Origin of the sequence: Erwinia sp. 198, from assembly GCF_003937915.1 — a bacterium.
Taxonomy (GTDB): domain Bacteria; phylum Pseudomonadota; class Gammaproteobacteria; order Enterobacterales; family Enterobacteriaceae; genus Erwinia; species Erwinia aeris.
Map to the genome: position 1 here is coordinate 105,341 of NZ_RHUM01000007.1, position 25,456 is coordinate 130,796.

Annotated in this window: 22 protein-coding genes; 10 read left to right on the plus strand and 12 right to left on the minus strand. The window is 54.9% G+C overall.

Going from position 1 to position 25,456, the window contains the following annotated elements:
• Positions 1-15: 15 nt before the first annotated feature.
• Both EGK14_RS11500 and EGK14_RS11505 read right to left on the minus strand, forming a co-directional pair.
• A complete protein-coding gene (locus tag EGK14_RS11500; RefSeq protein ID WP_125289238.1) occupies positions 16-1,947 on the minus strand; it encodes a PTS mannitol transporter subunit IICBA in 1,932 nt (643 codons plus the stop codon).
• Positions 1,948-2,512: 565 nt separating this feature from the next.
• Complete coding sequence (locus EGK14_RS11505) at positions 2,513-3,223, minus strand: DUF3053 domain-containing protein (protein ID WP_125289239.1); 711 nt, start codon at positions 3,221-3,223, stop codon at positions 2,513-2,515.
• 649 nt (positions 3,224-3,872) lie between these two features.
• On the opposite strand from EGK14_RS11505, the gene EGK14_RS11510 reads away from it, so the two are divergent.
• Positions 3,873-4,061 carry a hypothetical protein gene (locus EGK14_RS11510; protein WP_125289240.1) on the plus strand — a complete coding sequence of 63 codons (189 nt, stop codon included), beginning with the start codon at positions 3,873-3,875 and terminating at the stop codon, positions 4,059-4,061.
• 19 nt (positions 4,062-4,080) lie between these two features.
• Complete coding sequence (locus EGK14_RS21850; protein WP_125289371.1) at positions 4,081-4,272, plus strand: DUF4225 domain-containing protein; 192 nt, start codon at positions 4,081-4,083, stop codon at positions 4,270-4,272.
• 305 nt (positions 4,273-4,577) lie between these two features.
• Here the strand turns inward: EGK14_RS21850 and EGK14_RS11520 are convergent, their stop codons facing one another.
• From EGK14_RS11520 to EGK14_RS11550, 7 genes are read right to left on the minus strand one after another with little or no spacing between them, the layout of a single operon-like run.
• Entirely contained in the window at positions 4,578-6,179 is a 1,602-nt protein-coding gene (locus tag EGK14_RS11520) for a gamma-glutamyltransferase family protein (RefSeq protein ID WP_125289241.1), read from the minus strand.
• 15 nt (positions 6,180-6,194) lie between these two features.
• On the minus strand, positions 6,195-7,070 hold the full coding sequence (locus tag EGK14_RS11525) for an ABC transporter permease (protein WP_125289242.1): 876 nt from the start codon (positions 7,068-7,070) through the stop codon (positions 6,195-6,197).
• Positions 7,071-7,072: 2 nt separating this feature from the next.
• The gene (locus tag EGK14_RS11530) at positions 7,073-8,014 is read right to left on the minus strand and encodes an ABC transporter permease (RefSeq protein WP_125289243.1); all 942 of its coding nucleotides are present in this window, start codon (positions 8,012-8,014) and stop codon (positions 7,073-7,075) included.
• A gap of 15 nt (positions 8,015-8,029) precedes the next feature.
• Positions 8,030-9,544: an ABC transporter substrate-binding protein gene (locus EGK14_RS11535; RefSeq protein WP_125289244.1), complete on the minus strand. Its 1,515-nt coding sequence runs from the start codon at positions 9,542-9,544 to the stop codon at positions 8,030-8,032.
• Positions 9,541-10,632, minus strand: coding sequence for an ABC transporter ATP-binding protein (locus tag EGK14_RS11540; protein WP_125289245.1), 1,092 nt, complete (start codon positions 10,630-10,632; stop codon positions 9,541-9,543). Before EGK14_RS11540 ends, EGK14_RS11535 begins: the two co-directional genes overlap by 4 nt.
• Positions 10,629-11,627 carry an ABC transporter ATP-binding protein gene (locus EGK14_RS11545; protein WP_125289246.1) on the minus strand — a complete coding sequence of 333 codons (999 nt, stop codon included), beginning with the start codon at positions 11,625-11,627 and terminating at the stop codon, positions 10,629-10,631. Before EGK14_RS11545 ends, EGK14_RS11540 begins: the two co-directional genes overlap by 4 nt.
• The gene (locus tag EGK14_RS11550) at positions 11,624-12,340 is read right to left on the minus strand and encodes a FadR/GntR family transcriptional regulator (RefSeq protein WP_125289247.1); all 717 of its coding nucleotides are present in this window, start codon (positions 12,338-12,340) and stop codon (positions 11,624-11,626) included. Before EGK14_RS11550 ends, EGK14_RS11545 begins: the two co-directional genes overlap by 4 nt.
• 788 nt (positions 12,341-13,128) lie before the next feature.
• Between EGK14_RS11550 and EGK14_RS11555 the strand changes: the two genes are divergently transcribed.
• The 7 genes from EGK14_RS11555 (at position 13,129) to EGK14_RS11585 (ending at position 19,669) form a co-directional block, all read left to right on the plus strand.
• The gene (locus tag EGK14_RS11555; RefSeq protein ID WP_233598480.1) at positions 13,129-13,689 is read left to right on the plus strand and encodes a fimbrial protein; all 561 of its coding nucleotides are present in this window, start codon (positions 13,129-13,131) and stop codon (positions 13,687-13,689) included.
• A 50-nt stretch (positions 13,690-13,739) separates the two neighbouring features.
• The gene (locus tag EGK14_RS11560; protein ID WP_125289248.1) at positions 13,740-14,444 is read left to right on the plus strand and encodes a fimbria/pilus periplasmic chaperone; all 705 of its coding nucleotides are present in this window, start codon (positions 13,740-13,742) and stop codon (positions 14,442-14,444) included.
• 27 nt (positions 14,445-14,471) lie between these two features.
• Positions 14,472-17,057, plus strand: coding sequence for a fimbrial biogenesis usher protein (locus EGK14_RS11565; RefSeq protein WP_233598481.1), 2,586 nt, complete (start codon positions 14,472-14,474; stop codon positions 17,055-17,057).
• 23 nt (positions 17,058-17,080) lie between these two features.
• Positions 17,081-17,575: a spore coat protein U domain-containing protein gene (locus tag EGK14_RS11570; RefSeq protein WP_125289250.1), complete on the plus strand. Its 495-nt coding sequence runs from the start codon at positions 17,081-17,083 to the stop codon at positions 17,573-17,575.
• Between the two features lie 33 nt (positions 17,576-17,608).
• Entirely contained in the window at positions 17,609-18,115 is a 507-nt protein-coding gene (locus tag EGK14_RS11575) for a fimbrial protein (protein ID WP_158616044.1), read from the plus strand.
• A gap of 142 nt (positions 18,116-18,257) precedes the next feature.
• Positions 18,258-19,022 (plus strand): hypothetical protein, encoded by a 765-nt coding sequence (locus EGK14_RS11580; protein ID WP_125289252.1) that lies wholly within the window; start codon positions 18,258-18,260, stop codon positions 19,020-19,022.
• Positions 19,023-19,375: 353 nt separating this feature from the next.
• Entirely contained in the window at positions 19,376-19,669 is a 294-nt protein-coding gene (locus EGK14_RS11585) for an HTH-type transcriptional regulator (RefSeq protein ID WP_125289253.1), read from the plus strand.
• A gap of 75 nt (positions 19,670-19,744) precedes the next feature.
• On the opposite strand, the gene EGK14_RS11590 is transcribed toward EGK14_RS11585, so the two are convergent.
• Complete coding sequence (locus EGK14_RS11590) at positions 19,745-21,220, minus strand: glucosyltransferase domain-containing protein (protein ID WP_125289254.1); 1,476 nt, start codon at positions 21,218-21,220, stop codon at positions 19,745-19,747.
• A gap of 129 nt (positions 21,221-21,349) precedes the next feature.
• Here EGK14_RS11590 and EGK14_RS11595 point away from each other — a divergent pair, with 129 nt between their 5' ends.
• The gene (locus tag EGK14_RS11595) at positions 21,350-22,396 is read left to right on the plus strand and encodes an NAD(P)-dependent alcohol dehydrogenase (protein ID WP_125289255.1); all 1,047 of its coding nucleotides are present in this window, start codon (positions 21,350-21,352) and stop codon (positions 22,394-22,396) included.
• 69 nt (positions 22,397-22,465) lie between these two features.
• Here EGK14_RS11595 and glyS read toward each other — a convergent pair whose 3' ends face one another.
• Together glyS and glyQ are read right to left on the minus strand one after the other, a co-directional pair.
• Positions 22,466-24,535 carry a glycine--tRNA ligase subunit beta gene (glyS, locus tag EGK14_RS11600; protein ID WP_125289256.1) on the minus strand — a complete coding sequence of 690 codons (2,070 nt, stop codon included), beginning with the start codon at positions 24,533-24,535 and terminating at the stop codon, positions 22,466-22,468.
• Between the two features lie 9 nt (positions 24,536-24,544).
• Positions 24,545-25,453: a glycine--tRNA ligase subunit alpha gene (glyQ, locus tag EGK14_RS11605; RefSeq protein WP_125289257.1), complete on the minus strand. Its 909-nt coding sequence runs from the start codon at positions 25,451-25,453 to the stop codon at positions 24,545-24,547.
• Positions 25,454-25,456: the final 3 nt, after the last annotated feature.

The following is a 25,456-nucleotide window of genomic DNA, read 5'->3' on the forward strand; positions in this document are numbered from 1 at the left end:
TAATATTCGGTGCGCTTACGCTGACGGCTTGCCTGACAGCAGATCCAGCACTTCCTGCACGTCATCGGTCGTCGCCAGGCGGGCGATGACGCTGTCATCGTCCAGAGCGTTGGTCAGACTGGTAATGACCTGAATATGCTCATTATTACGGGCCGCGATGCCGATAACCAGCCTGGCGATATCCTCTTCATCTTCGCCGAAGCGCACGCCCTGCGGGTACTGGCAGAACACGATGCCCGTTTTCAGTACGCGATCTTTCGCTTCGATGGTGCCGTGCGGCACGGCGATGGATTCGCCCAGATAGGTTGGCGTGAGCTTCTCGCGATCCAGCATCGCATTGACATATTCCGGCTCCACGTAGCCGCCTTTCACCAGCTGCTCGCCCGCAAAGCGGATCGCCTGCTCTTTATCGGTAGCGTGATTGCCAAGGAAGATGTTGCCTGCACCCAATTTGAACAGATGCTGCTGGCCGTCGTCGTAGCTGTCACTCAGCGCGGCGGTCACTTTTTCACGGTGGCCTTCGCTGCGGTTTGCCTGTACCAGACGCGAAGTCAGGTCGGTATACAGGCCGCTGTCCAGGAAGTTGGTCAGCGAGATATGCTGCGCATGCGGCGCCTGACGTATCGCGCGCTCGGTCAGATCGCGGTGGGTAATCACCAGATCCACATCGCCCGGCAGGTTGTTGATAGCGGTATTGGTTACGGAAATATTGCTCAGTCCGGCATCGTTGACCTTTTTACGCAGCACGCCTGCGCCCATGGCGCTGGAGCCCATACCGGCATCGCAGGCAACAATGATTTTACGCACGTGGCTCAGGTCGCCGTTCATGGCATCGGTGACCGTGGCGGTTGACACGGTCTGGCCTTTGGACTGCGCCTTCATTTCAGTGACGCGACGCGCTGCTGCTTCAATATCGTCCTCTTCCTTCACCTTACTGGTTTTCAGCAGGATAGCGGAAACCACGAAAGAGACGGCAAAAGCCGCTACGATCGCAGCAATATTCGCGAAGTACGCGCCTTTTGGCGTCATCGCCAGCACCGCCAGGATAGAACCCGGCGAGGCCGGAGATACCAGGCCGCCGTTCAGCAGCGTCAGCGTAAAGACGCCGGTCATGCCGCCCAGGATTACGGCGATTATCAGGCGCGGATTCATCAGCACATAAGGGAAGTAGATTTCGTGAATACCGCCGAGGAAGTGGATGATAGCCGCGCCGCCAGCGGACTGTTTAGCATTGCCGCGACCGAAGAACATATAGGCCATCAGCACGCCCATGCCGGGGCCTGGGTTAGCCTCAATCAGGAAGAAGATAGACTTGCCGGCTTCGCTGGCCTGCTGAATGCCCAGCGGCGAGAAGATGCCGTGGTTGATAGCATTGTTCAGGAACAGGATTTTCGCTGGTTCAACAAAGATAGAGGTCAGCGGCAGCAGGTTATTCTGCACCATCAGATTCACGCCAGCGGCGAGAATATGCGACAGGCCCTGCACCAGCGGGCCGATAGCCAGGAAGGCCAGGATCGCCAGCAGCATCCCGATAATACCGGCAGAGAAGTTGTTGACCAGCATCTCGAAGCCGCTTTTGATTTTGCCGTCAACGATGCGGTCGAACTTTTTGATCGCCCAGCCGCCCAGCGGCCCGGCAATCATGGAGCCGAGGAACATCGGCATATCCGCGCCGACGATCACGCCCATGGTCGTGATGGCACCCACTACGCCGCCGCGATCGCCGCCCACCAGGCGTCCGCCCGTGTAGCCAATCAGCAGCGGCAGCAGATAAGTGATCATTGGGCCAACCAGCTTGGCCATGGTTTCGTTTGGCAGCCAGCCGGTTGGAATGAACAGCGCCGTGATAATACCCCAGGCGATAAAGGCGCCGATGTTTGGCATTACCATGTTGCTCAGAAAGCGACCAAAGTTCTGCACTTTAATCTTGATATCTGATGAGGACATACAAGCACACCCCTTATTGGTACGCGCCGACAAGAGAGCGCGCTGATTTTTGTTTAAAACGTTGCCCTGTGCAGGCGGACTCTAGCACGCGTCCGCAGCGCTGCGTAGCCACTGAATAAAGTGTGATCTTCATCACCACATAGCGCGGTGAACAGGGGGTATTTACGTGAAAGAGATCACATAAAGAACAAAAAACAGGCTGCTGCTGTTTATTAAATGGGCTTGTCGGGGGCTGTTATGTGATTGATATCACGCTTTGTTTTCCTGGATTTATGCCTGATACGTGATGTGGTTCACAATTTATTTGCAGCCGTCGGGCAACCGCTAACACTGCCTGTGGCTGATAAGCAGGAATTATCTGTGTCTGAAAAGGGCCGCTGAGTGGAAATTATCTGTGTCTGAAGAGGGCCACTGCGTGGAAATTATCCGTGTCTGAAGAGGGCCGCTGCGTGGAAATTATCCGTGTCTGAAGAGGGCTGCCGAGCGGAAATTGTCCGTGACAGATAACCGCTGTTGAGCGCAAGAAGAGGCGGGCCGTTTGCAGCAAACGGCCCGCAGCAAAATATTACTGGCCCTGGAGCGCGATTTGCGCCTGACCAAGCGCATGCGCATTGGCGGAGATGTTGCTCATCAGCGTGTTGTACTGGGTCGCCTGTTGCTGGGTCGGGAACTGCACGGTCTGACCGTTAAAGGTCACCTGCGAACCCTGCTGCTGCAGGAAATCCCCCGTCTGCACCGCATCCTGGCTCAGCTTCTGTAATGCAGGCAGCAGCGGCAGCAGCGTATCGGCTGGCTGCGTGACAACCTTGCTGTAAAGGTTGTCATAAACCGTTTTCAGCTCCGCCGGCTGTTTCAGCCCGGCTTTGCTGCTGTCGGCCTGGGTTTTCGCCGCCTGGATCTGCTGTGCCAGCACTTCCAGCGAACCGCTGGCCTGACGCAGAGGATCGCGACGGGTCAGGTAGTCCTGCGGCGTGCGGATCGCCGACAGCTCATCCACCACCGGCTTCAGGCCATTATCCATCGCACGGTTAACCTGCTGGGAGAAGCCGTAAACAATAGCGTAGTCGCTGGCGTAATTACCGACACGCTGTTTCTGATCTTCACTGAGGGCGGGCAGATGTTCGCCGCTGCGCATCGCCGTATTTTGCAGAAAATCGATAAAGGCTTTGCGCTGATCCGCTTCTTTATCACCACAACCCGTTAGCTGAAACATCAGCATCAGCGCCATAAAAGGCGCCAACAGACGCGTCCAGCCGCGAATGGTTCCTGTCGTCATCGGAAGTAACTCCTGTAATAGAAATGCTACAAGCAAAAGGCGACCTGTGTCGCCTCTGAAGAATAGTTCAACTCGACTGGCGAGGATACGGAAATTGGTTGCTTATACGTGAAGAAAATTTAATTTTCGGTTGGAAAGGACGCAGATTTCTGCCTGTCCGGCCGCTTTTCCACAGGTTATGTAGCCCTGGCGTTTACGCCTTCTTGCCTGAGGAAAGGCCCGCCTGATTTTGCCTGACATCATAAAGAGGACGGACTGTCTTTTTCGCAGATTTTACAGGGGTTCGCGCCAGCAAGGCTGGACCAGGATTACGCCAGCCGGATAAATCCATAGCCTGTTTACTTCTTTTCTGCCTGAGCCGCCGGACGTTGCTGGTCCGCGAAAAAATCATCCTGAGCGGCATCCTGTACAGCCTCTCATATGCCAAATATAACGCTGCCAGGCAGCGTTATTCCTCCTGTACCGGTTTGTTGATCTTTACTGTAACCGCTAATTTGTAAACGGCATATGCACAGAAATCCCACCCGGCAGCGGGAATACACCAGTTTTATGCAAAAGCAAATTTTCAGCTTCCGGATAAGCGCCGTAGCTTTATGCCTGGCATTACCGCTGTGGTATACATTTCTGGCATTGATAACAAGGAATCGTTATGGATAACTATCTGGATAAGAATCGCTTTAAAAAAGTTTACCGCATACAGGCAATGGGTAAGGCGGATGCGCTCAGAAACATAGCCAGACAGGCTGGAATACGGCATATCAACAGCCTGATATTACGCGAGAATTTTAATCTTGAGAGCGGCAATTTTATAGAAGAACAGCTGAAATCGATTAACTGAACCAGAATGCAAGTTCTTCCTGGATAATCTACATCAGGAAAAAGCGTTTATTAGTGAACAGAGCCTTTCTCTTAATATTAAAAAGGCCAGGGTTGTGGTGTCAGCAGAGCCGACCAATAGTCTCGGGGTATGGGGATATTTTATTAATGGTGTTGGTGTGGTTATAGGAGGCGGACAGGTAATTGCCGGAGCGGGCGTATATGCAACATAGTATTTTGTGGTCTGAAAAAGCTTCGGGAGGCATATTATAGCCGCCAGGAAGATTTTAAGTGAAAAGCGGGATCAGGAACGGGCCGCTTTCTGAAAAAGGTGATCTACATGACTTTTTGCTGTTCCGCATTTAGCTACCAGCCTTTCGAAAAAGGGCGGCCAGTTCCGTCACCAGGATGGCCGGATCATTTCTGGCACTGATATAGCCCGAATATAAGCCGATCTGGCGCTTGCCAACCTGATAGTCATGCCCGTTACAGTACGGGCAATCCGAAACTGTGGCTGCTTAAAGGCAGAATATAAGCCTTAAAATACCAGCGCCTGGCCGTCCTTGCGGCTTTCGGTGGCGGCTATCCAGAATCCCTGCGGATCGCGAACTATCGCCTGTGCGCCGCCGAAGCTGTAGGTCTGTAACGGATCTTCCACCACGATGTGATGGCCCATCGCTCGTAGGGCGGCAATAATGTTGCGATCTAACGCCGGTTCGACAATCACTTCCCGGCCCGCCACCACGCGCCAGCGCGGCGCGTCAATGGCCGCCTGAGGATTCTGCTTATGCAGCATAATGCGCAGCGCCATTTGCAAATGCCCCTGCGCCTGCATCGGGCCGCCCATCACGCCGAACGACATCAGCGGCTGGCCGTCGCCGTCAAGCGCGAAAGCGGGGATAATGGTATGGAAGGCGCGCTTGCCGGCCGCCACCACGTTGGGATGCGTTTCCTCCAGCACAAAGCCTGCGCCGCGATTTTGCAGGCTGATGCCGGTATCGGGCACCACGACGCCTGAGCCGAAGCCCATATAATTTGACTGAATAAACGACACCATCATGCCGCTGGCGTCGGCGGTAGAAAGGTAAACCGTTCCGCTCTGCTTCGGCGCGCCAAAGGTAAAATCGCCAGCCTGATGGGGATCGATCAGTGCGGCGCGTTCGCGCAGATAGTCGTCGCTCAGCAACAGTTCAGCAGGAAACTCCATATGCTCTTCGTCGGCGATATAACGTTCTAAATCGACCAGTGCCAGCTTCATCGCTTCAATAGAGAGATGCAGCCACTGCGCGGAGTCCGGCTCGTAACGGCCGATATCCCACTGTTCCAGGATGCCCAACGCCATCAGCGTGGCGATACCCTGACCGTTTGGCGGCAGCTCCTGCACCGAACCGCCGGCAAAAGGGCGGGAAAGCATCGTCACCCAGTCGGCGCGATGGTTTCTCAAATCGTCCAGCGTCAGCGCCGCGCCGTGCTCTTTGGCAAAAGCGGCTATTTTTTCCGCCAGCTCGCCACGATAAAAAGCTTCGCCGTTGGTGGCGGCGATTTTTTCCAGGGTTTCCGCCTGGCGAGGATTGCGAAACAGCTCGCCGACGCGCGGCGGACGGCCTTCGGGCGCAAAGCAGGCGCTAAAGCCTGGCTGATCGCGCAGCTTCTGGTAGCCGCGTTCCCACAGGTGCCCTATCAGCGGCGACACCGGAAAGCCGTTACGCGCATAGTCGATGGCCGGCTGGGCCAGCGTGGTTAACGGCAGCGTACCAAAGCGCGCCGCCAGTTCAACCCAGGCGGACACCGCGCCCGGCACGGTTACCGAATCCCAGCCAATCTCAGGCATCGCCTGCAAGTGCGCGAAGGTTTCGCGCGACCAGGCGGCGGGCGCACGGCCTGAAGCATTCAGCGCATGAAGTGCGTTGCCGTCCCAAATGATGGCGAAGGCATCGCTGCCAATGCCGTTGCCGGTCGGCTCTACCACGGTCAGGGCGATAGCCGTTGCAATCGCGGCGTCCACCGCATTGCCGCCCAGCTGGAGCATTTTGATCCCGGCCTGCGCCGCCAGCGGCTGCGAGGCGGCGACGGCGTTGCGGCCCATCATCGGCACGCGATAAGACGGATAGCCCACGTTAAAATCACTCATCCCACTCATAGCGGTTCCTTAAAGTTAATCGTTGCGCGGATCGAGCGCGTCGCGCAGTCCGTCGCCCAGTAGATTAAAGCCCTGCACAATCAGGAAAATGGCAAGGCCGGGAAAAATCGACATCCACGGCGCCTGTTCAAGAAAGCCTTTGGCAGTGTTGAGCATCGCGCCCCAGGAAGGATTAGGCGGCTGCTGTCCCAGACCCAGAAACGACAGGCTTGCCTCGGTAATAATGGCGGAAGCGACGGCCAGCGTGGCCTGCACCAGGATCGGCGACAGCACGTTGGGCAGCACATAGCGCAGCACGATCCAGCGATCGGGCAGGCCGATAGCGCGCGCGCCGTCGATATACTCTTCGTTACGGATAGCAATCACCTGGCCGCGCGTCAGGCGGGCGAAGATGGGCATGGCCGACAGGCCGATAGCAATCATCGCATTTCCCAGGCTGGGGCCGAGGAAAGCGCCCAGTGCAATTGCCAGGATCAAAAAAGGACAGGCCAGCAGCGCTTCGATAAAGCGTGAAATAACGCCGTCCCAGATGCCCTGCCGATAACCGGCAATCAGCCCCAGCGGGGCGCCGATCAGAATGGCAATCGCCACTGAAATGCAGCCTGCCAGCAGCGAAGTGCGCGCTCCCCAAATCATCCGCGACAGAATATCGCGCCCCAGTTCATCGGTGCCGAGCCAGTGCATAGCGGAAGGTGCTTTGCGCACGGCCAAAAAATCGGCTTTGATCGGATCGAAAGGAGCCAGCCAGGGCGCGAGAAGCGCCATGGCCACAAACAGCGTCACAATCACCGCGCCAGTCATCGCGCTTTTATTGCCGAGAAATTTTTTCAGCACCCGGTTAGTGGGCCTGCGCAGGGCCGCCGCGCCGCCAGCCGTCAGAACTTCACTCATGGTCAGCCTCGCATTTTCGGGTTAATCAGCACGTAAAGCACATCGGCCAGCAGATTGAGCAGCAGAAAGCCGATAGCCACGACCAGCACCACGCCCTGCACTACGGCGTAGTCGCGGTTAAACACCGCATCGACGATCATCTTGCCGAAGCCGGGCAGGGTAAAAACCTGTTCGGTCAGCACCGCGCCGCCCAGCAGTTCGCCAAACAACAGGGTGGTCAGCGTGATCACCGGTACCAGCGCATTGCGGAAAGCGTGTTTCAGGATCACCTTTCCCGGCAGTAGCCCTTTGGCTCTGGCGGTGCGGATATAATCCGCCTTCAGCACGGCAATCATCGAGGCGCGCGTGTGGCGCATCAGCGTCGCGGCCAGGCCCGTTCCCAATACCAGCGCGGGCAGCAGCAGCGTTTTCACATTTTGCGATACGCTCTCGCTCAGGCTGACGTAGCCGGAAGCGGGCAGCCACTGAAGATGCACGGAAAAGAGCAGGATCAGCAGAATGCCCAGCCAGAAATGTGGCACGGAGATACCGGAAAGCGCCACGAAATTGGTAGTGTGATCGACCCAGCTGTTTTTTCGCACCGCCGCAACTATCCCCATGCTGATGCCGACCAGCAGCGCCACCATCATCGCCAGCAGCGACAGTTCCAGCGTCACCGGCAGCTTGCTGCTAATCAATGCGATAACCGGTTCCTGAGTACGAATAGACGTGCCGAGATCGCCCTTCAGCGCGTTACCCAGCCAGTAAAAGTACTGCGAAGGCAGCGGATCGTTCAGGTGATAATGCTCTCTTAGCTGCGCAATCACCGCCGGATCGCGCTCTTCGCCCGCCATTGCGAGGATCGGATCGCCCGGCAGCAGCTTTTGCAGCGAGAAGACCATTATGCTCACCAGAAACAGCGTCGGGATAGCCAGCAGCACGCGTTTGCAAATCAGTTCCAGCATGGTCGCTCCTGCGCCTTACGGCGTCATCGTTACGCCAGCCAGGCGCACCAGCCCATCCGGCCAGGCTTTAAAGCCCTGCAGTTTTTTCGTCATGCCAAAAATACGCGGCTCAAAATAGAGGTAGGCAATCGGCATATCGCTTTGCAACTGCTGCACCACTTTGTCATACAGCGCCTGTCGTGCGGCCGTATCGTTGGTCTGGCGGGCTTGGGTCAGCCACTCATCCACCTGCGGATTGCCGTAGCGACCATCGTTCAGCGTGCCTTTACTGCTGATAAACGAAAAGATACTGCCGTCGGGATCGGGACGGCCTGACCAGCCGGAAAGGCTGAGCTGAAAGTCGCCGCGCTGCTGGCGATCCAGCAAGGTAGCAAACTCGCTCATTTGCAGATGCACGTTAAAGCCCGCCTCGCTGACCATTGCCTGGATCACCTGGCCTACCTGCTGCGAAGTGGGATTGTTCGTTACCAGCAGCGTCACGTCGATCGGCGTTTTTACGCCGGCGGCGGCAAGCAGCGCTTTGGCTTTTTCCACGTCGCGCGCGGGAACGGGCAGCTTGACGTGGTAGGGGCTGACGGTGGAGAAAGCCTGATTAGCCAGCGTGTACTGGCCTTCAAACGCCACCTGATTCAGCGCGTCGCGATCGATAGCCAGTGAAAAAGCCTCGCGCACGCGGGCATCTTTTGCAAACGGGCTATCCGGCGCGGTTTTGCCATTAGCGATATTAAACGTGATGCCCTGATAGCCCAGTCCGGTGACTTTGACCAGGCTCAGGCGGCTGTCGGCGGTGACGGTTTTGACATCGCTGGCGGCAATGCCTTCAGTCAGATCGAGATCGCCGGAACGCAGATTAGCCAGGCGTACCGAGGCATCGGGAATGGGCAAAAAAACCACTTTATCAAAATGATAGGCTGACTTATTCCAGTAGTGGTCAAAGCGTTTCAGGACGATGCGATCCTGCTGCACCCGGCTGGCAAACTGATAAGGGCCGGAACAGACCGGATGCATGGCAAAATCGGGCTTTACGGCGGCTTTCGGCGCCAGCATTGCGCCAGCGCGATCGGTTAGCTGGCTGAGCAGCGCCGCATCGGCATTTTTCAGATGCAGGATAACCTGAGAAGGCGAAGCCACCTCCACCGACTCAACGGAAGAAAGCTCGCTTTTGCGCAGCGAGCCGGGCAGCGTCATGGCACGATCGAGATTAAATTTCACCGCAGCCGCATCAAACTTTTCGCCGTCCTGAAAAGTTACGCCCTGGCGCAGATTCATGGTTAATGTTTTGCCGTCCTCGCTCCATTTCCAGTCGGTCGCGAGGCCCGGTACCACCCGTAGCTTTTCATCAATATCTACCAGACGATCGCAGAGCGCGGCAAAGACAAAGCGGCCATAGTAGGTGCGGGCAAGGTGCGGGTCGAGCATATCCGGATCGGCACCCAGACCGATACGCAGCGTGCTTTCCGCCTGCGCCGGTAAACTGCCCAGCAGCAGCAGGCTACTAAGGGCGGCGAGTGAAGTATGGCGTAGATTCATGGCGTTATCTCTCCCAAAGAGGTTAAAGCGCGGTTTTTAACCGCCCGATCGAATAGCGCGCGGCGGCGCAGAAAAGCGTCTGAGGGCGGCGTAACCATAATTACGCTGCGGTCACGGTTGATCTCCTGCCAGCGGTGGCAGGCTACCTGGCGGCCACCGGCAATCACCTGTTGAATCGGTTCCAGCACGCGGCATTCGTCGCTGACGTAAGGACAGCGGGTATGAAAACGACAGCCCTTTGGCGGCGCGGCGGGATTGGGCAAGTCGCCCTGCAGGACGGGAATTTGGCGAGCGGGGCCCGGCTGCAGCCGGGGAGCCGAAGCGATCAGCGCCTGGGTATAGGGATGCAGCGGCGCATCGAAAATTTCCTCTACCGTCGCCAGCTCGACAATCTGCCCCAGATACATCACCGCGACGCGATCGCTCATATGGCGGATCACGCCCAGACCGTGCGCCACCACGATCATGGTCAGGCCAAACTGCTGCTTCAGGCTTTCCAGCAGGTTGACCACCTGCGCCTGTACCGACACATCCAGCGCCGAAACCGGCTCATCACCCAGCAGCAGCTTCGGGCCGGAAGCCAGCGCGCGGGCAATACCGATACGCTGGCGCTGACCGCCGGAAAACTCATGTGGATAGCGCCGGGCCCAGACGGCGGGAAGGCCAACCGTTTGCAGCAGTTCGGCGACTTTTTCCTGCCGTTGGCTGCCAGATAGCGACTCATGTAGCCATAAGGGTTCGCCGACGATACGCTCCACGGTCATGCGGGGGTTAAGCGAGGCGAAGGGATCCTGAAAAATAATCTGTAGTTCACGACGCAGCTGATTCAGACGTGCGCCGCTGGCTTTGGTGATCTCTTCGCCCTGATAAAAAACCTGCCCCTGAGAAGGCGCCAGCAGCCGCAGCAGCAGCCGACCCAGCGTTGATTTGCCACTGCCGGATTCCCCGACAATGGCCAGCGTTTCGCCCGGCGTCACCTGCAACGAAATGCGATCGACCGCCGTGACGTGGGGATTGCGCTTAAACAGCCGCGTCGGGCCAGGAAAGGTTTTTGTCAAATCTCTACATTCAAGGATGGGTAAGGTCATGCGCATTCTCCAGACGTTACGTGCTCTTCCAGCGGGGCGCGAAAACAGGCGACCTGATGGCGAACGCCGATAGCTTGCAGGGCAGGTTTATGCTGGTGGCAGCGTGTTTCGGCAAACGGACAGCGAGTGGCGAAGCGGCAGCCCTGGGGCATCTGTTCCGGCAGCGGCACGGTGCCAGGAATGGTGGCCAGCGTGGTGGTACGGGTAGCGGCACCGGGAATGGAACCCATCAGACCAATCGTGTAGGGATGCTGCGGATCGCGGAAAATTTCCGCCACGTCGCCGGTTTCGACCACCTGTCCGGCATACATCACCGCCACGCGCTGCGCCACTTCCGCCACCACGGCCAGGTCGTGCGTGATCATCAGCACCGCCGTGCCGGTTTCCTTCTGCAAGCTGTTAAGCAGCGCCAGGATCTGCGCCTGAATGGTGACGTCCAGCGCGGTGGTCGGCTCGTCGGCAATCAGCAGTTTTGGCCGGTTGATTAGCGCCATCGCGATCATCACGCGCTGGCGCATCCCGCCGGAAAGCTGGTGTGGATAGGCTTTCAGCCGCATTTGCGCCGCCGGGATCTGCACCTTTTCTAATATTGCCAGCGCCACGGCCATCGCTTCGCGGCGGCTTACCGCATGATGACGCAGCACGGCTTCGCTCAGCTGATCGCCCAGCGTGAAAGCGGGATTTAGCGAGGTCATCGGCTCCTGAAAAATCATCGCCAGCTCGTTGCCGCGTATATTGGCATAGTCGCGTGCGTTCAGGGTCTGTAGCGGCCGATTGAGAAAAGCGATTTCGCCCCGAACGATCTCTGCGCTGTCAGGCAGCAGGCCCATCAGCGCCAGCGAGGTGATGCTTTTACCACAGCCGGACTCGCCGACCAGCGCCAGCGTTTCACCAGCTTCGACCTGAAGCGAGATATCGTCCAGTACGCTGACGGGACTGCCTTTAAAACGAACGTTGAGCTGACGCAGAGCCAGCACTGGCGTTGTGGCCTTCATGACAGCTCCTCTTTATCGCCGCTGAGCGCTTCAATTAGCGCCTGTTGCAGCGCCAGTAAATGTTCACGCATGGCCGTGGCGGCCTCCTGCGGCTGCCGCTTTGCAATATGTTGCACCAGCCGCTGATGATGGTCGTCGTAGCTGTGCAGCCGCTCCGTCGTTCGTGCCAGCACGCGCAGATGTTGCCAGCCCGGATCCCGGCGAACCGCGTCGACCGCGTCGAACAGCCCCAGCATCAGCCGATTGCCTGCGGCTTCGGCGATAGCCCGGTGAAACGCGCTGTCCCACAGCTCGTGCCGATCGCTGTCGTTCGGGGCGATGCTCTGCATTCTCTCCATCAGCCGCTGCATCAGCGCAACCTGCTCGCCGCTGGCCCGAAGGGCCGCCAGACGTGCCAGCCCCGGCTCCAGCTGAATACGGGCCTCCATTACTTCCAACAGATTTGAGCGCTGCGGTAAATCGTGCAGCGCCAGCGGCTGAACCGGCGCCGCCGGGCCGACAAACGTGCCTTTGCCCTGCTTGCGCCAGATGCGGCCTTCTTCTTCCAGCACGTCCAGCGCCCGGCGGATCTCACGGCGACCCACGCAAAACCGTTCAGCCAGCTCCCGTTCAGTTGGTAGCGGGCTGGCGGGCTGGGCTTCCTGCTGCTGGATCAGCTGGCGCAGCTTTTCCAGCGCAGAATGGGAACTGGCGGAATTTGTTGTATCAGTCATGATTGGTTCGCTTCTTCAGCCCCTGAAATAGTGCGACGGCAGCGGTAATCGAACGGCCAGCCCCGGAGATCACAGAGGCAAAAAGCGAACCAATATTGAATTGGTACGGGAGGATAAGCGGGCGTTTATTCGTATCTTATTAATTTATATGGCAATAAAAATACACCCGCTGGATGCGAAAATCCTGACAGTGTCGTAATGCGGTTTTTTAGTGCGGCCAAAGGCACCAATAAAGCACATCTGTCTGAAGCAATGTGCAACGACGGCGCACAGGATTATAAAAATGAGCGGCCGGGCAAGCCGGAGATGCGTAAAAGTAAAATGTTTATTTATCTGTGGGTAAAAGGATGGAAACAGGACAGCCCGCGGAAACAGGCAGGAAGCAGAGTAAGGAATTATCCCTTTCCTTATTTTATGAAAAATTAATGTAATTATTTGTCATGACCCGCTAAACGACAGCTAAACGGTGAACAGAAAAATTCTTTTGAAAAAATTATTATTGTTTTTAGCTTGTTGTTGTATTGTTTTTTTATTTTTCCGCCTGAGGTAATACTTCAGAAGGAACAGGCCGTAACGCCTTGTTAAATCCAGGTTTTTTTAATTATTTGTTAAGGCAATGATCGGGTGCGCCAATTAAAAATTAATAATTCAATTTGTGATGACGATTAAAAAAGCACAATCGATCGATTTTTCCTTATTTTTATTTTGTCACAGAAAGGATATAAAAATAGCGACGGCATATTTTCAGTATATGTTGACTATTAATAATTATTCGGGAGAAAACTTTCATGATGAAGAAAAAATTGGTTGCTGCTTTGTTACCCCTTTCGCTTTTGACTGCACATAACGCTTTTGCTAACGATGAGGATGTACCGTCGGCACCGACACCCATTACCGTCAGCGGTGGCACGATTCAATTTAATGGCACTATTGTTAACACGCCCTGCGCTATAGATATCGGCGCCGATGGTCATGTTGTTGAGCTTGGTCAGTATCGCGCGGATGATTTTAATTCTACTGGCGACGTAACGCCCACCAGGACGTTTAATATTGGGCTTAATAGCTGTGCCGTAGACACCTACTCCAAAGCTGCTATTACCTTTTCCGGGAATACGGCAGCGGGCAATAATAAGGCTCTTTCAGTCGATGGCGGAGCAGGCGGTGTGGGTATTCAGATCATGCAGAACAGTACCGCGCTGGCGGTAGATGGTTCTGAGGCCTCTGCCGCAGCCAGCCTGATGCAGGGTAATAACAACTTAATCTTCCAGGCTCAGTATATCGCTTTGGCAGATACCGTAACACCAGGCGCCGCTAACGCAACAGCGAATTTTATGATCACCTATCAGTAATTTTTATTGGTGCCGGTGATATTCCGGCACTTTTTAAAAAGTGAGTAAATATGATGAAAGCGGCTTTTTATCAAAAAGCGTGTGGGGCTCTTCTTTGTCTGTTAAGCGTTCTTCCTCTCTGCGCTTTGGCTTCAGGCGGTATTGCTCTTAATACTACCCGCATCATTTATTCGCAGGAGGCGAAGCAGACCAGCGTATCGGTACGTAATACTGCTGATAAGGCAGCTTATCTGGTGCAGTCATGGGTGGAAGATAAAGAGGGAAATAAAACAAAAGATTTTATCGTAACGCCACCTTTATTCACCAGTAGAGCGAAAAACGAAAATATTCTGCGCCTGATGTACAGCGGCAGTGCCCTGCCAACAGACCGTGAAAGCCTCTATTTTTTTAATACTAAAGCTATCCCTTCGGTAGATAGAAGCTCGCTGGAAGAAAAGAATACGCTGATCCTGGCAACCATTACCCGAATAAAACTTTTTGTACGCCCGACGGGATTAAAACTGGCCCCGGATGCCGCACCGGCAGCGCTGCGTTTTAAAAAGGCAGGGGACAAGCTGGAGATTAATAACCCAACGCCCTATTACCTCACGCTGACAGATATCAAAATGGGTAGCCAAAAGCTCCAGGATATTATGGTAGCGCCGTTCAGTAGCGATTCATTAGCGATGCCGGCAGGAAAAAACGGGGAGATCAGCTTCAGCACAATAAATGACTATGGCGCCGTTACGCCACCTCAGAAAGGTGTAATACAGTAAAAGTATTATATGTATGGAAGCATAATTATGGTAGTGACAGACGGACGTAAAGCTTTTTGCCTGACCTGCCGCGTTTTGATGGTGGCTCCGGTTGCACTGGCCATCTTTTGCGCCTCGGCCAGTCAGAATGAGTTCTGGTTTCCGCCCTCGCTGATTGCCGACGATGAACAAATGGTTGCCGACCTGGCCTATTTCGAGCAAGGCGGCCAGCAGCCAGGCCAATATCCGGTTGAACTCTGGCTGAACAACAGCCCAATCGCTACCCGAACCCTGTCTTTTATTCCTGACAGAGAGAAAAGCGGTAAAGACAATACTGGCCTGATGGCCTGCCTGACGCGCAAAGATTTACTGGAACTGGGCGTAAAACCTGACGTATTGCCAAACGCCGACACGAACGAAGAGCCAGCCTGTCTGGCTCCCGCCCGCTTTATTCCACAAGCCGAAACCCGGTTTGATTTTCAGAAAATGCGGCTGGAGATCAGTATTCCCCAGGCCGCTTTGCAAAGCCGTCCTCGCGGTTGGCTTCCGCCAGAGCTTTGGGACGACGGCATCCATGCCGGGCTGCTGAATTATCACTTTAGCGGAAGCGAAAGCCGGGGAAGGCAGGGCAACAGCCGCCACCATTTTTTACGGCTGAACAGCGGTCTGAATATCGGCCCCTGGCGGCTGCGTGACGATCGCACCTGGACGGAAATTGACAGTCACGGTTCTCGCCACCGACGCTGGCAGCATGGCAGCGCTTACCTGGAAAGGGCGATTATTCCGTGGCGTAGCTACCTGACGCTGGGCGATGCCACCACAGACGGCGAAGTTTTTGACTCGACAGGCTTTCGCGGCGTACGGATCATGACGGACGACAGCATGTATCCGGACAGCCAGCGGGGATTTGCACCGGTAATCCGCGGCAGTGCCATGAGCAATGCCAGCGTCAGCATCCGGCAAAATGGCTATGAGGTCTATCGGATAAACGTGGCGCCTGGAAACTTTGTGATTGATGACCTTTTCCCGATGTATGCCAGCGGCGATCTGGAGGTCAGGGTCACCGAAGCGGACGGCAGTATGCAGACTTTTACGGTGCCTTACTCCTCCGTACCGTTACTGCTGCGCGAAGGGCGTTTCAAATATGGTGTGACCGTAGGTAAATTGCGCCGCCTCAGCGAACGCTATGAAGAGCCATCGTTTGTCCAGTCCACGCTGATATGGGGTTTGCCGCATGGAATAACTACCTATGGCGGCCTGCAGTATGCGGACAACTATCGGGCAGGTACGCTGGGAGCCGGGATGAATATGGGACGGTGGGGAGCGATCTCTGCGGATGTCACCCATGCCAACAGCACGCTGACGGACAGCAGCCAGCACGAGGGGCAGTCGGTACGCTTTCTGTATGGCCGCTCGCTGAATGACTTCGGCACAACTTTTCAGCTCACCGGCTGGCGTTACTCCACACAGGGGTTTTATACCCTGGATGAAACGGCGCTGAAGGGCATGAGCGGCTGGCGTTTTGACCCTGATAAGGCAGATGCGGACGGCAGAGGCGTGATGCAGCCGATAACGGATTACTACAACCTTTATGACAACAAACGCCAGCGGCTACAGGCGAATATTTCGCAGCGCATCGGGGACAGGGGATCGCTCTATCTGACCGGAAGCCGCCAGACATACTGGAACCGGCGCGGCGTCAGCGAGTCACTGCAGGCCGGGTTCAGCAGCTCTCTGAAAGGAGTGAACTACAGCCTGTCGGTTAATCAGAGCCGCACGGCCGGACTGGAGCGCACTGACCAGTCGCTCTTTATGGCGCTTTCCCTGCCGCTGGATCGCTGGCTGCCATCGGGCAAACCATCGGTTTACGCCACCGCAAGCGCCAGCCGGGATAAGCATGGCGGCACCCTGCAACAGGCAGGCCTGAGCGGCTCGTTGCTGGAGCAGCGCAATCTGAACTGGAACGTGATGCAGGGCCATTCCCGTACTGGCGGTGAGAGCGGTAGCGCCGCGCTTGGCTATCAGGGCACTTACGGTAACGCTAACCTCGGCTACAGCTATAGCAACAGCACCCGACAAAACAGCTACGGTGTGGCAGGTGGCGCGGTACTGCATCGAAACGGCCTGACGCTGAGCCAGCCCTTAGGCGATACCAGCGTGCTGGTGGCTGCTCCTGGCGCGGCAGGCATTTTGCTGGAAAACGGTTCGGGCATGAAAACAGACTGGCGGGGCTACACGATACGGCCTTTTGCCATCAGCTATCGAGAAAACCGCATCGCGCTGGATACCAGCAAGCTGGATGACAGAACGGAAATCGATAACGCGGTAAGCCAGGTTGTGCCGACGCGTGGTGCAATAGTCAGAGCGGATTTTATCGCCCGTAGCGGACTACGCGTGCTGATGACCCTGAAGCATAAAGGGAAACCGCTGCCTTTTGGCACGCTGGTCAGTACAGGAGATAACAGCAGTATTGTAGGGGATGAAGGCCAGGTGTTCCTTTCCGGACTGGAGAAAAAAGGGGTAATAAAGGCTAAGTGGGGGGCGGATGCGGATCGTCAGTGTGAAGCGGCCTGGCAGATAACAGACGAAGCTGCACGGGATGCGCTGGTGCAGTATGAGGCCGAGTGCCGCTAATTTAGGGATACGGAGAAACAGCAATGCAGTCTTTATACAGCAAGATTTATGGCAGTGCGCTGGCCGGTATGGTGGCGCTGGCCGTAGTACCGGCACGGGCCTCCAGTACGGCAACGATAGACTTAACGGCAACGGTAACGGCCGCCTGTTCATTATCGGCGCCGTCGTCGTTAGATTTGGGTGAAATACCTGTGACAGCTTTTGAAGGCGCAACTGCAGGACAAGAAATTTCTGGCTATGATCGGACATTTGCCATCACCACCACCTGTTCGGGAACAAACAGATTTACGATAACCTTTACGCCTGGCAGCGTTAATTATAATTGTCTCACGGCTTCCAGTGGGAATATGGGTTTCTGCCTTTATGAGGGCAATGGAAATAAAATCATGCTGGCCGGTAACAGAACGGTAACGGCGGAAGGAGATGAGGTGAATATTAAAGTTGTTCCACTACGGATTGGCACCCCCACGGTAGGAAACCATAGTGCTTCCGTAATGATAATGATTTCCCCTTTGTAAAATTACGCGGTTATTCATTAAAAGGAAATGTTCATGCTAATAAAGAGCAGGATTTATTTATCGATGACCGGTGCAGTTTCGCTGGCGGCTGTATACTTTACCGTTATCAGTTCTGCCTCGGCAGGAAATATAGAAGTAAAGGCAACAATTAAGGCCGTCTGTTCATTGTCTGTTGCGTCTCCTGTTGATCTGGGTGATATCCCGATAATGGCATTCGATGGCAAAAATACCGGTGAAGAAATTACCGGCTACGATAAAAACTTCAGCGTGACCCCAATGTGTGCCGGAACTGATAAATACACCCTGTCTTTTACGGCGGTTAAAGGTAGTAGCGGCTGTCTGGCCGCAGAGAGTGAAGAAATAGGTTTTTGCCTGTATGACGGTACGGGAGAAAAAATAATGCTATCTGCTACAGGGGCCTCTCTGGAGAGAAATATCGGTACGGCCGAAAACATTAAAGTGGTACCGGCACGGGCAGGCAAAGCGCCTACCGCGGGAGATCACAGCGGTACCATGACGGTGACGATTGCGCCTTTATAACAAGGCTTTCTGCTTAAAGTTTTCGTAGGTTGATATTTATTAACGCCATGATAATTATCTATATGGAAAAGGGAGATGCATATTTGACTCTGCAACGCTATTTGCGGCTAATTTCATTCGCTTAAAAAGGAGGTTATAGTAGATGAAGACATATACAAGTGAATATATTCACTCCTGGATCGTGTTGTTTTTTTTTGCTTTCTTCCTTTTTTTCTTTCCGGTAGGCTCTTCTCTGGCAGGAACTGTTTCCATCTCTGAGCCAGGAATCGCCCAAGGTAATACATCTGTTCCATCACTTATAGGGCTTCCTGTAAGCGCTCGCGTACAGTGCCAAAGTGATGGCGCTACAGGAGTAGTATTTGTAGTCAGAGTAACGAGCTTTATTTGGACTCAAAGCAGAGAGATACTATGTGATTCAACGTTATACATATTCGATTCACCATATAATACAACCGTAAATGTACGGCTTACTGTTACTAATTCAACGTTAGTTCCTGTCAATACGACTTTAATCACTAATTTTGAAAATGCATCATTTACAACGCCTGCTGCCAGACACTGTTCAGTTACCTTACCAGATAGCGTTTATTTAAGATCTTTTACCGCCGATCAAATAAGAAATGGCATAGCGAGTGACAGTAAAATTAATATGACTGGAGAATGTAGTACCAAATTTTCTCTTACTTTTTCCGGCGGTAGCACCAGCGACGGCAATTTTCTGCTGGGTGACGATGTGGCAATGAAACTTTCCTATAATTACGGCGCCGACCGGATTATTAATGGCCAACCTTTTTCGCCCGCCGCCAGTCAGATAGTGGATGTGGCTCTCTCTTCTTTAACGCCTGGCACGACGCCAGCGGCAGGAAGCAAAACCGCCACGCTAACGGTAACGCTTAATTTACTGTAGCTCTGCGATTACTGTTTCTGGCAGTAGCCGTATTGACCATGCGTTAGGAATTTTCTGATAACTACCGTTCTGCTTACTGTCTGTCCGATTTTCTGTAATCGTTACCACCTCAGGCCCCGTATGGCGTAGCCTGAAGCCGCCTGGCGGGATGTAAAGATTTTTGGCGTTCAGGTTTAAAAAATAGTCAAAAATTTGAGCGCAAAAGTTTGAGTTTGCGCCCATACTAAAAATCCTGGCGTTAACCTGCGCTGTCTCGATGAGCTCCTCAGGCTGTTGTTCGCCAGCATTCGGGATCTGGGCCTCAGATCCTCCCTCTGGTTGTTCACATTCGTGATTTTTATGAGGAGTGCTCTATGGAAGTTAAAGACCCAATGGGTGAGTTGTTGTCCAGCCTTGAGCACATTGTGCTTACGCGTGAAGTTATCCAGGCCGCTCCCGCACTAAAGGGTGAAGTGTTAATGCCCGAACCAAAACGCATACGGGAAATAACCGGCATGGAAGTTGATGAGTTTGCCCTGGCAATGGGCGTTAGTGTTTCCTCGGTTAAGAGCTGGGAAGCGAAGCGCAGTAAACCTTCGCGCAGTGCTCAAAAATTAATGCTGTTGATCCAATCAAATCCTTGTCTCAGCCGTGAGCTGCTGGGATAGTAAAAAACGGTCTTTTGCTGTGCCAGTAGTTGAAAAACCCGCCCTCTGGCGGGTTTTGTGTTTTAAGATTTTGTCTCAGCTATCGCAGCTGGCATGAGTAAAATCAATCAATATCACCTTATCTTTTCTGTACATCACGTAGTCCTGATTCTGCGCAACAGGTTTTCCGTAACAAAGGTATTGGGCGGTATCCGTCGTGACGCCACTGTCTGGCGTAGGCCAGAGCGCTGAAAACCCATTATTTTTCATATAAGGGAAAGGCCAGTACCAGTTAGCGAAATAATCAGGCACCATTACCGCAAGCATCGGATAGTTTTTCAATGAGTTAGTATAAACAGGCGATTGCGGCGCCTGTCCGTTAAAGACCAAATAAAAACGTTCAGACGGTAGCTCCCGCATATCCCATTTTATTTCCTGAACCAGGCTCTGATTAAATTTATCCTGCTGGCGCAGCGCGTTACCGTAAGCGTAATAAGCCGTCATGCCGTATACAACAGGGATCAGCAGCAGCCAGTTAGCCTGTTGTAGGCGGGGCGTCAGGGCATAATTAATGGCTAAAGCGGCAAGAAGCATGAAGCCGCTGACGGCGATCAACGAGCGAGCGGAGAGTAATGGATTTTGCAACAGCAGCAGGCTGCCAGGGATCATCAACAGGGCAATAAAAGGCGTAGCCAGTGCGATAACGGCAACGCCAGCGGCCATGACGCCGCGCTGGCGGCGTAAAAAAAGCAGGCTTAACGCCAGAGCCGCTAGCCACATAGCAATTGCTATGCCGAGCAGGTAGTGCATTCCGCCATGATTTTTAACCAGCGTGTCGGCAATAAATCGGCTATAGGCCTCACTATTCTCCGTCCATGTTTTCAACAGATTGCCAGTCGCCAGTGCGGGGTGATTGGCCTCGTTTTTTCCGGAGAAAGTAACCGTCAGAATAAGCTTCAGATAGATTACCGTGGCAAGCAGCACTTCAACGATGCGTTGCAAGAGCGTGGTGAGGATTACTTTCGCCTTATCCTGCCTGACCATTTGCTGATAAAGCCCTGCCATTACCAGCAAAACCGCAATATTGATCGCGGTCTGATACAGACAATAGACAGCAATCAGCGTCAGCGTGCCTGACGCAAACCTTAGCCAGCGATTGCGTGAAGGGAGGCAGAAGTAAAGCAGGCTGAGACTAATGGCTGCCGTAAGCGTAAGAACATCAAACCGGTAGGAAAACACTTCTGCCAGGTAGGGATTAGCAAAAAAAGTCAGCGGGATGAATACAAGGGCAGGCAGCTGCCAGCCCCCAAGCGCTTTTTTTGTAAATTGATGCAGGCTGAATGCCAGCATAAAAACGCTCAGCAGCAAAGGCAGGGGAAAGATATCCGTCATATGCGAGCTGAGAAAAAGCAGCTTCATCACCAGATCGGCAAGAGGACGTCCATCCGCCCCCCAGTTGGTATAACCGAGGGTCGAGCGGCCAATATCGTCAATATAATAGTTGTTAGCAATAAGCAGCGGAAAAGCGAAAAGCGAGGTGCCAAACAGAAGGTAGCGAAAAGAGGATGTCATATCGTTGTACCTAAAGTATTGATTGTATATTAATTGACTAAAGCCTTTCTACTTTCATTTACAATTCCGGCTTGCCCCAACCTGCGCGTTTCTCTACTCTACGCGGCTTTGCCCAACAGGGGACAGCACATGCAGGTTAAAGGCCTGGCAGCAAAATCTGCCACCACTTCTCTTGAACCATTCGAATTTCAGCGCCGCGAACTACAAGCCGGCGATGTGCATATTGATATCCACTACTGCGGCGTTTGCCATTCCGATCTGCATATGGCGCGCAACGAATGGGGCGTCAGTACATTTCCGCTGGTGCCCGGCCATGAAATTGTAGGCCGCGTGATCGCCACCGGCAGCGACGTTAGCACCTTTAAAGCGGGCGATCTGGTCGGCGTCGGCGTGATGGTCGATTCCTGCGGTCACTGCTCGCAGTGCAGCCAGGGCGAAGAGCAATATTGCGAAGCCGGCTTTACCGCTACCTATAACGGCGAAGAAAAAGTTATCGGCGGAAAAACCTTCGGCGGCTACTCCGACAGCATCGTGGTGGACAGCAAGTTCGTGGTTAACGTGCCGGAAAACCTGACGCTGAGCGCGGTCGCGCCGCTGCTGTGCGCGGGCGTAACCACCTGGTCGCCGCTTAAACACTGGAATATTCAGCCCGGCCAGCGCGTGGGCGTTATTGGCCTGGGCGGGTTAGGGCATATGGCCGTGAAGCTGGCCAGCGCGCTGGGCGCGGAAGTGGTGCTGTTTACCACTTCGCCTGCCAAAGGCGAGGACGCGCTGCGCCTGGGTGCCGGCAGCGTGGTGGTGTCTAAAGATGCAGAGCAGATGGCGGCACAGGCCAACAGCCTCGATTTTATTCTGGACTGCGTGGCCGCGCCGCACGATCTCGATCCTTATCTCAACGCGCTGAAAACCAACGGACACCTGGTGCTGGTCGGCATCCCGGATGCGCCGCACAAGTCGCCAAACGTGACGCCGGTCGTCTTTAAGCGTCTGAGCATTTCCGGCACCTCTATCGGCAGCATTGCGGAAACGCAGCAGATGCTGGATTTCTGCGGCGAGCACAACATTGTGTCAGACGTGGAAGTTATTCGGCTGGAAGACGTAGAAATGGCGTTTGAGCGAATGCTGAAAGGCGACGTGAAGTACCGCTTTGTGATTGATATGAAAGCGAAGGGCTAAAAAAACCCGCCGTTATGGCGGGTTTTTTACTGTCAGCTTTAAACTCATTCTCCCAGGTGGGAGGCGGATTTACTGCAGCAGAGAAATATCCGCGATCTGTAGGAACAGCTCGCGGAGCCTGGCCAGCAGGGTCAAACGGTTGATCCGCACTTCACGATCTTCCGCGTTCACCATGACTTTCTCAAAGAAGTTATCCACGGCGGCGCGCAGCTGCGCCAGCTCGATCAGCGCATCCTGATAGCGACCTTCCGCGAAGTAAGGCGCCAGCTTGCTGCTCAATGCAGACACGTAGGTCGCCAGCTGGATCTCTTCATTCTCCTTCAGCAGCGAGGCCTGCACGCTGTCGTTCAGCGTTTCGCTGGATTTTGCCAGAATGTTGGAGACACGCTTGTTAGCCGCCGCCAGCGCGGCCGCCTCTTCCAGAGTGCGGAAGTGGGACACGGCCTTCATCCGCGCGTTGAAATCCGCCGGACGAGTAGGGCGACGAGCCAGCACGGCCTGGATGGTGTCGATGCTGTGGCCTTCTTCCTGATACCAGCTGCGGAAGCGGCCCAGCATAAAGTCGATTACGTCATCGACCACTTTCGCGTTGCTCAGCTTGCTGCCATACAGGCGCACCGCTTCTTCGGTCAGCGTTTGTAGATCCAGCGGCAGATTCTTCTCGACGATAATACGCAGCACGCCCAGCGCGGCACGACGCAGCGCGAACGGATCCTTATCGCCTTTTGGATGCTGGCCGATGCCGAAAATACCCGCCAGCGTGTCCATCTTGTCGGCAATGGCCAGCGCGCAGGCTACCGGGTTGGACGGCAGCGCATCACCGGCAAAGCGCGGCTGATACTGCTCGTTCAGTGCCACGGCAACGTCTTCCGCTTCGCCATCATGACGGGCGTAGTGCATACCCATCACGCCCTGAGTGTCGGTGAACTCAAACACCATGTTGGTCATCAGGTCGCATTTGGACAGCAGGCCGGCGCGGGTTGCATGATTGACGTCAGCGCCGGTCTGCGCGGCAATCCAGCCAGCCAGCGCCTGAATGCGATCGGTTTTATCGCGCAGCGTGCCCAGCTCTTTCTGGAACAGAACGGTTTCCAGGCGCGGCAGATTGTCTTCCAGACGCTGTTTGCGATCGGTATTAAAGAAGAATTCCGCGTCGGCCAGACGAGGACGCACCACTTTTTCATTACCGGCGATAATTTGTGACGGATCTTTCGACTCAATGTTGGTCACAAAGATAAAGTGCGGCAGCAGCTTGCCCGCATCGTCGTAAACCGGAAAATACTTCTGGTCGCCCTTCATGGTGTAGACCAGCGCTTCGGCCGGCACCGCGAGGAACTTCTCTTCAAATTTTGCCGTCAGCACTACCGGCCACTCTACCAGCGAGGCGACCTCTTCCAGCAGGCTGTCGCTCAGATCGGCATGGCCGCCAATCTCTTTCGCCGCGGCTTCGGCATCGGCTTTGATCTGCGCTTTACGCGCCTCGAAGTCGGCCTGCACCTTGCCGCGCTCCAGCAGGAGCTGCGGGTATTGATCGGCGTTGTCGAGAGTGAATTCCGGTTCGCCCATAAAGCGGTGGCCGCGAATAGTGCGGGCGGAGTCGATACCCAGAATGGTCGCCGGAATGCTCTCTTCGCCCAGCAGCAGCGTGACGGTGTGTACCGGACGCACAAACTGCACGTCGGAATCGCCCCAGCGCATCAGTTTAGGGACAGGCAGCTTCGCCAGCGAGGTGGCAACCATCGCAGGCAGCAGCGACTGCGCGCTTTCGCCTTTCATATGGGCGCGATACAGCAGCCATTCGCCTTTGTCGGTGCTCAGACGCTCGGCCTGGTCTACGGTAATACCGCAGCCGCGCGCCCAGCCTTCCGCTGCTTTGGTGGCGGTGCCGTTGGCATCAAAAGCCGCGGCGATGGCCGGGCCGCGCTTTTCTACTTCGCGATCGGGCTGCGCGGCGCTTAAGTCGGCGACCTTCAGCGCCAGACGACGTGGCGCGGCATACCAGTTTACTTCGCCGTGCGTCAGGCCGGCGGCATCCAGTTCGGCGGTAAAATTCGCGGCAAAGGCTTCGGCAAGGTTGCGCAGCGCCTTCGGCGGCAGCTCTTCGGTGCCGATCTCCACCAGAAATGTTTTTTCAGTCATGGCTGCCTCTTATTTTTTATTGCACATCGGGAAGCCCAGCGCCTCGCGAGACGCATAGTAAGCTTCAGCCACGGCTTTGGTCAGGGTGCGGATGCGCAGAATATAGCGCTGGCGCTCGGTCACGGAGATCGCTTTGCGCGCGTCCAGCAGGTTAAAGGTATGACCCGCCTTCAGAATGCGTTCGTAGGCCGGCAGCGGCAGCGGTTTTTCCAGCTCCAGCAGGCTTTTCGCTTCTTTTTCGTACTGCTCGAAGCAGGTAAAGAGGAAGTCGACGTCAGCATACTCAAAGTTATAGGTGGACTGCTCCACCTCGTTCTGATGGAACACGTCGCCGTAGGTGGTTTTCCCCAGCGGGCCGTTGCTCCAGACCAGATCGTAAACGCTGTCCACGCCCTGGATATACATCGCCAGGCGCTCCAGGCCATAGGTGATTTCGCCGGTTACCGGCTTGCACTCCAGGCCGCCAACCTGCTGGAAGTAGGTGAACTGCGTCACTTCCATGCCGTTCAGCCAGACTTCCCAGCCGAGGCCCCACGCGCCCAGCGTTGGGTTTTCCCAGTTATCTTCCACAAAGCGGATATCATGGATAGTCGGATCCATACCCAGCTCTTTCAGCGAGCCAAGATAGAGTTCCTGAATATTGTCCGGTGACGGCTTGATGATCACCTGGAACTGATAATAGTGCTGTAAACGGTTTGGGTTTTCGCCGTAGCGGCCGTCGGTAGGACGGCGGGAAGGCTGCACGTAGGCCGCGGCAATCGGCTCCGGCCCCAGCGCGCGCAGACAGGTCATCGGGTGAGAGGTGCCCGCGCCGACTTCCATATCCAGCGGCTGTACGATGGTGCAGCCCTGGCGTGCCCAGTAATCCTGTAAGGTCAGGATCAGACCCTGAAATGTCTTGGTATCAAACTTTTGCATGTT

Bases quoted from the DNA above. Each gene is read 5' to 3' on its own strand.
- EGK14_RS11500 (WP_125289238.1), bottom strand. From the start codon at position 1,947: ATGTCCTCATCAGATATCAAGATTAAAGTGCAGAACTTTGGTCGCTTT.
- EGK14_RS11505 (WP_125289239.1), bottom strand. From the start codon at position 3,223: ATGACGACAGGAACCATTCGCGGCTGGACGCGTCTGTTGGCGCCTTTT.
- EGK14_RS11510 (WP_125289240.1), top strand. From the start codon at position 3,873: ATGGATAACTATCTGGATAAGAATCGCTTTAAAAAAGTTTACCGCATA.
- EGK14_RS11520 (WP_125289241.1), bottom strand. From the start codon at position 6,179: ATGAGTGGGATGAGTGATTTTAACGTGGGCTATCCGTCTTATCGCGTG.
- EGK14_RS11525 (WP_125289242.1), bottom strand. From the start codon at position 7,070: ATGAGTGAAGTTCTGACGGCTGGCGGCGCGGCGGCCCTGCGCAGGCCC.
- EGK14_RS11530 (WP_125289243.1), bottom strand. From the start codon at position 8,014: ATGCTGGAACTGATTTGCAAACGCGTGCTGCTGGCTATCCCGACGCTG.
- EGK14_RS11535 (WP_125289244.1), bottom strand. From the start codon at position 9,544: ATGAATCTACGCCATACTTCACTCGCCGCCCTTAGTAGCCTGCTGCTG.
- EGK14_RS11540 (WP_125289245.1), bottom strand. From the start codon at position 10,632: ATGACCTTACCCATCCTTGAATGTAGAGATTTGACAAAAACCTTTCCT.
- EGK14_RS11545 (WP_125289246.1), bottom strand. From the start codon at position 11,627: ATGAAGGCCACAACGCCAGTGCTGGCTCTGCGTCAGCTCAACGTTCGT.
- EGK14_RS11550 (WP_125289247.1), bottom strand. From the start codon at position 12,340: ATGACTGATACAACAAATTCCGCCAGTTCCCATTCTGCGCTGGAAAAG.
- EGK14_RS11555 (WP_233598480.1), top strand. From the start codon at position 13,129: ATGATGAAGAAAAAATTGGTTGCTGCTTTGTTACCCCTTTCGCTTTTG.
- EGK14_RS11560 (WP_125289248.1), top strand. From the start codon at position 13,740: ATGATGAAAGCGGCTTTTTATCAAAAAGCGTGTGGGGCTCTTCTTTGT.
- EGK14_RS11565 (WP_233598481.1), top strand. From the start codon at position 14,472: ATGGTAGTGACAGACGGACGTAAAGCTTTTTGCCTGACCTGCCGCGTT.
- EGK14_RS11570 (WP_125289250.1), top strand. From the start codon at position 17,081: ATGCAGTCTTTATACAGCAAGATTTATGGCAGTGCGCTGGCCGGTATG.
- EGK14_RS11575 (WP_158616044.1), top strand. From the start codon at position 17,609: ATGCTAATAAAGAGCAGGATTTATTTATCGATGACCGGTGCAGTTTCG.
- EGK14_RS11580 (WP_125289252.1), top strand. From the start codon at position 18,258: ATGAAGACATATACAAGTGAATATATTCACTCCTGGATCGTGTTGTTT.
- EGK14_RS11585 (WP_125289253.1), top strand. From the start codon at position 19,376: ATGGAAGTTAAAGACCCAATGGGTGAGTTGTTGTCCAGCCTTGAGCAC.
- EGK14_RS11590 (WP_125289254.1), bottom strand. From the start codon at position 21,220: ATGACATCCTCTTTTCGCTACCTTCTGTTTGGCACCTCGCTTTTCGCT.
- EGK14_RS11595 (WP_125289255.1), top strand. From the start codon at position 21,350: ATGCAGGTTAAAGGCCTGGCAGCAAAATCTGCCACCACTTCTCTTGAA.
- glyS (WP_125289256.1), bottom strand. From the start codon at position 24,535: ATGACTGAAAAAACATTTCTGGTGGAGATCGGCACCGAAGAGCTGCCG.
- glyQ (WP_125289257.1), bottom strand. From the start codon at position 25,453: ATGCAAAAGTTTGATACCAAGACATTTCAGGGTCTGATCCTGACCTTA.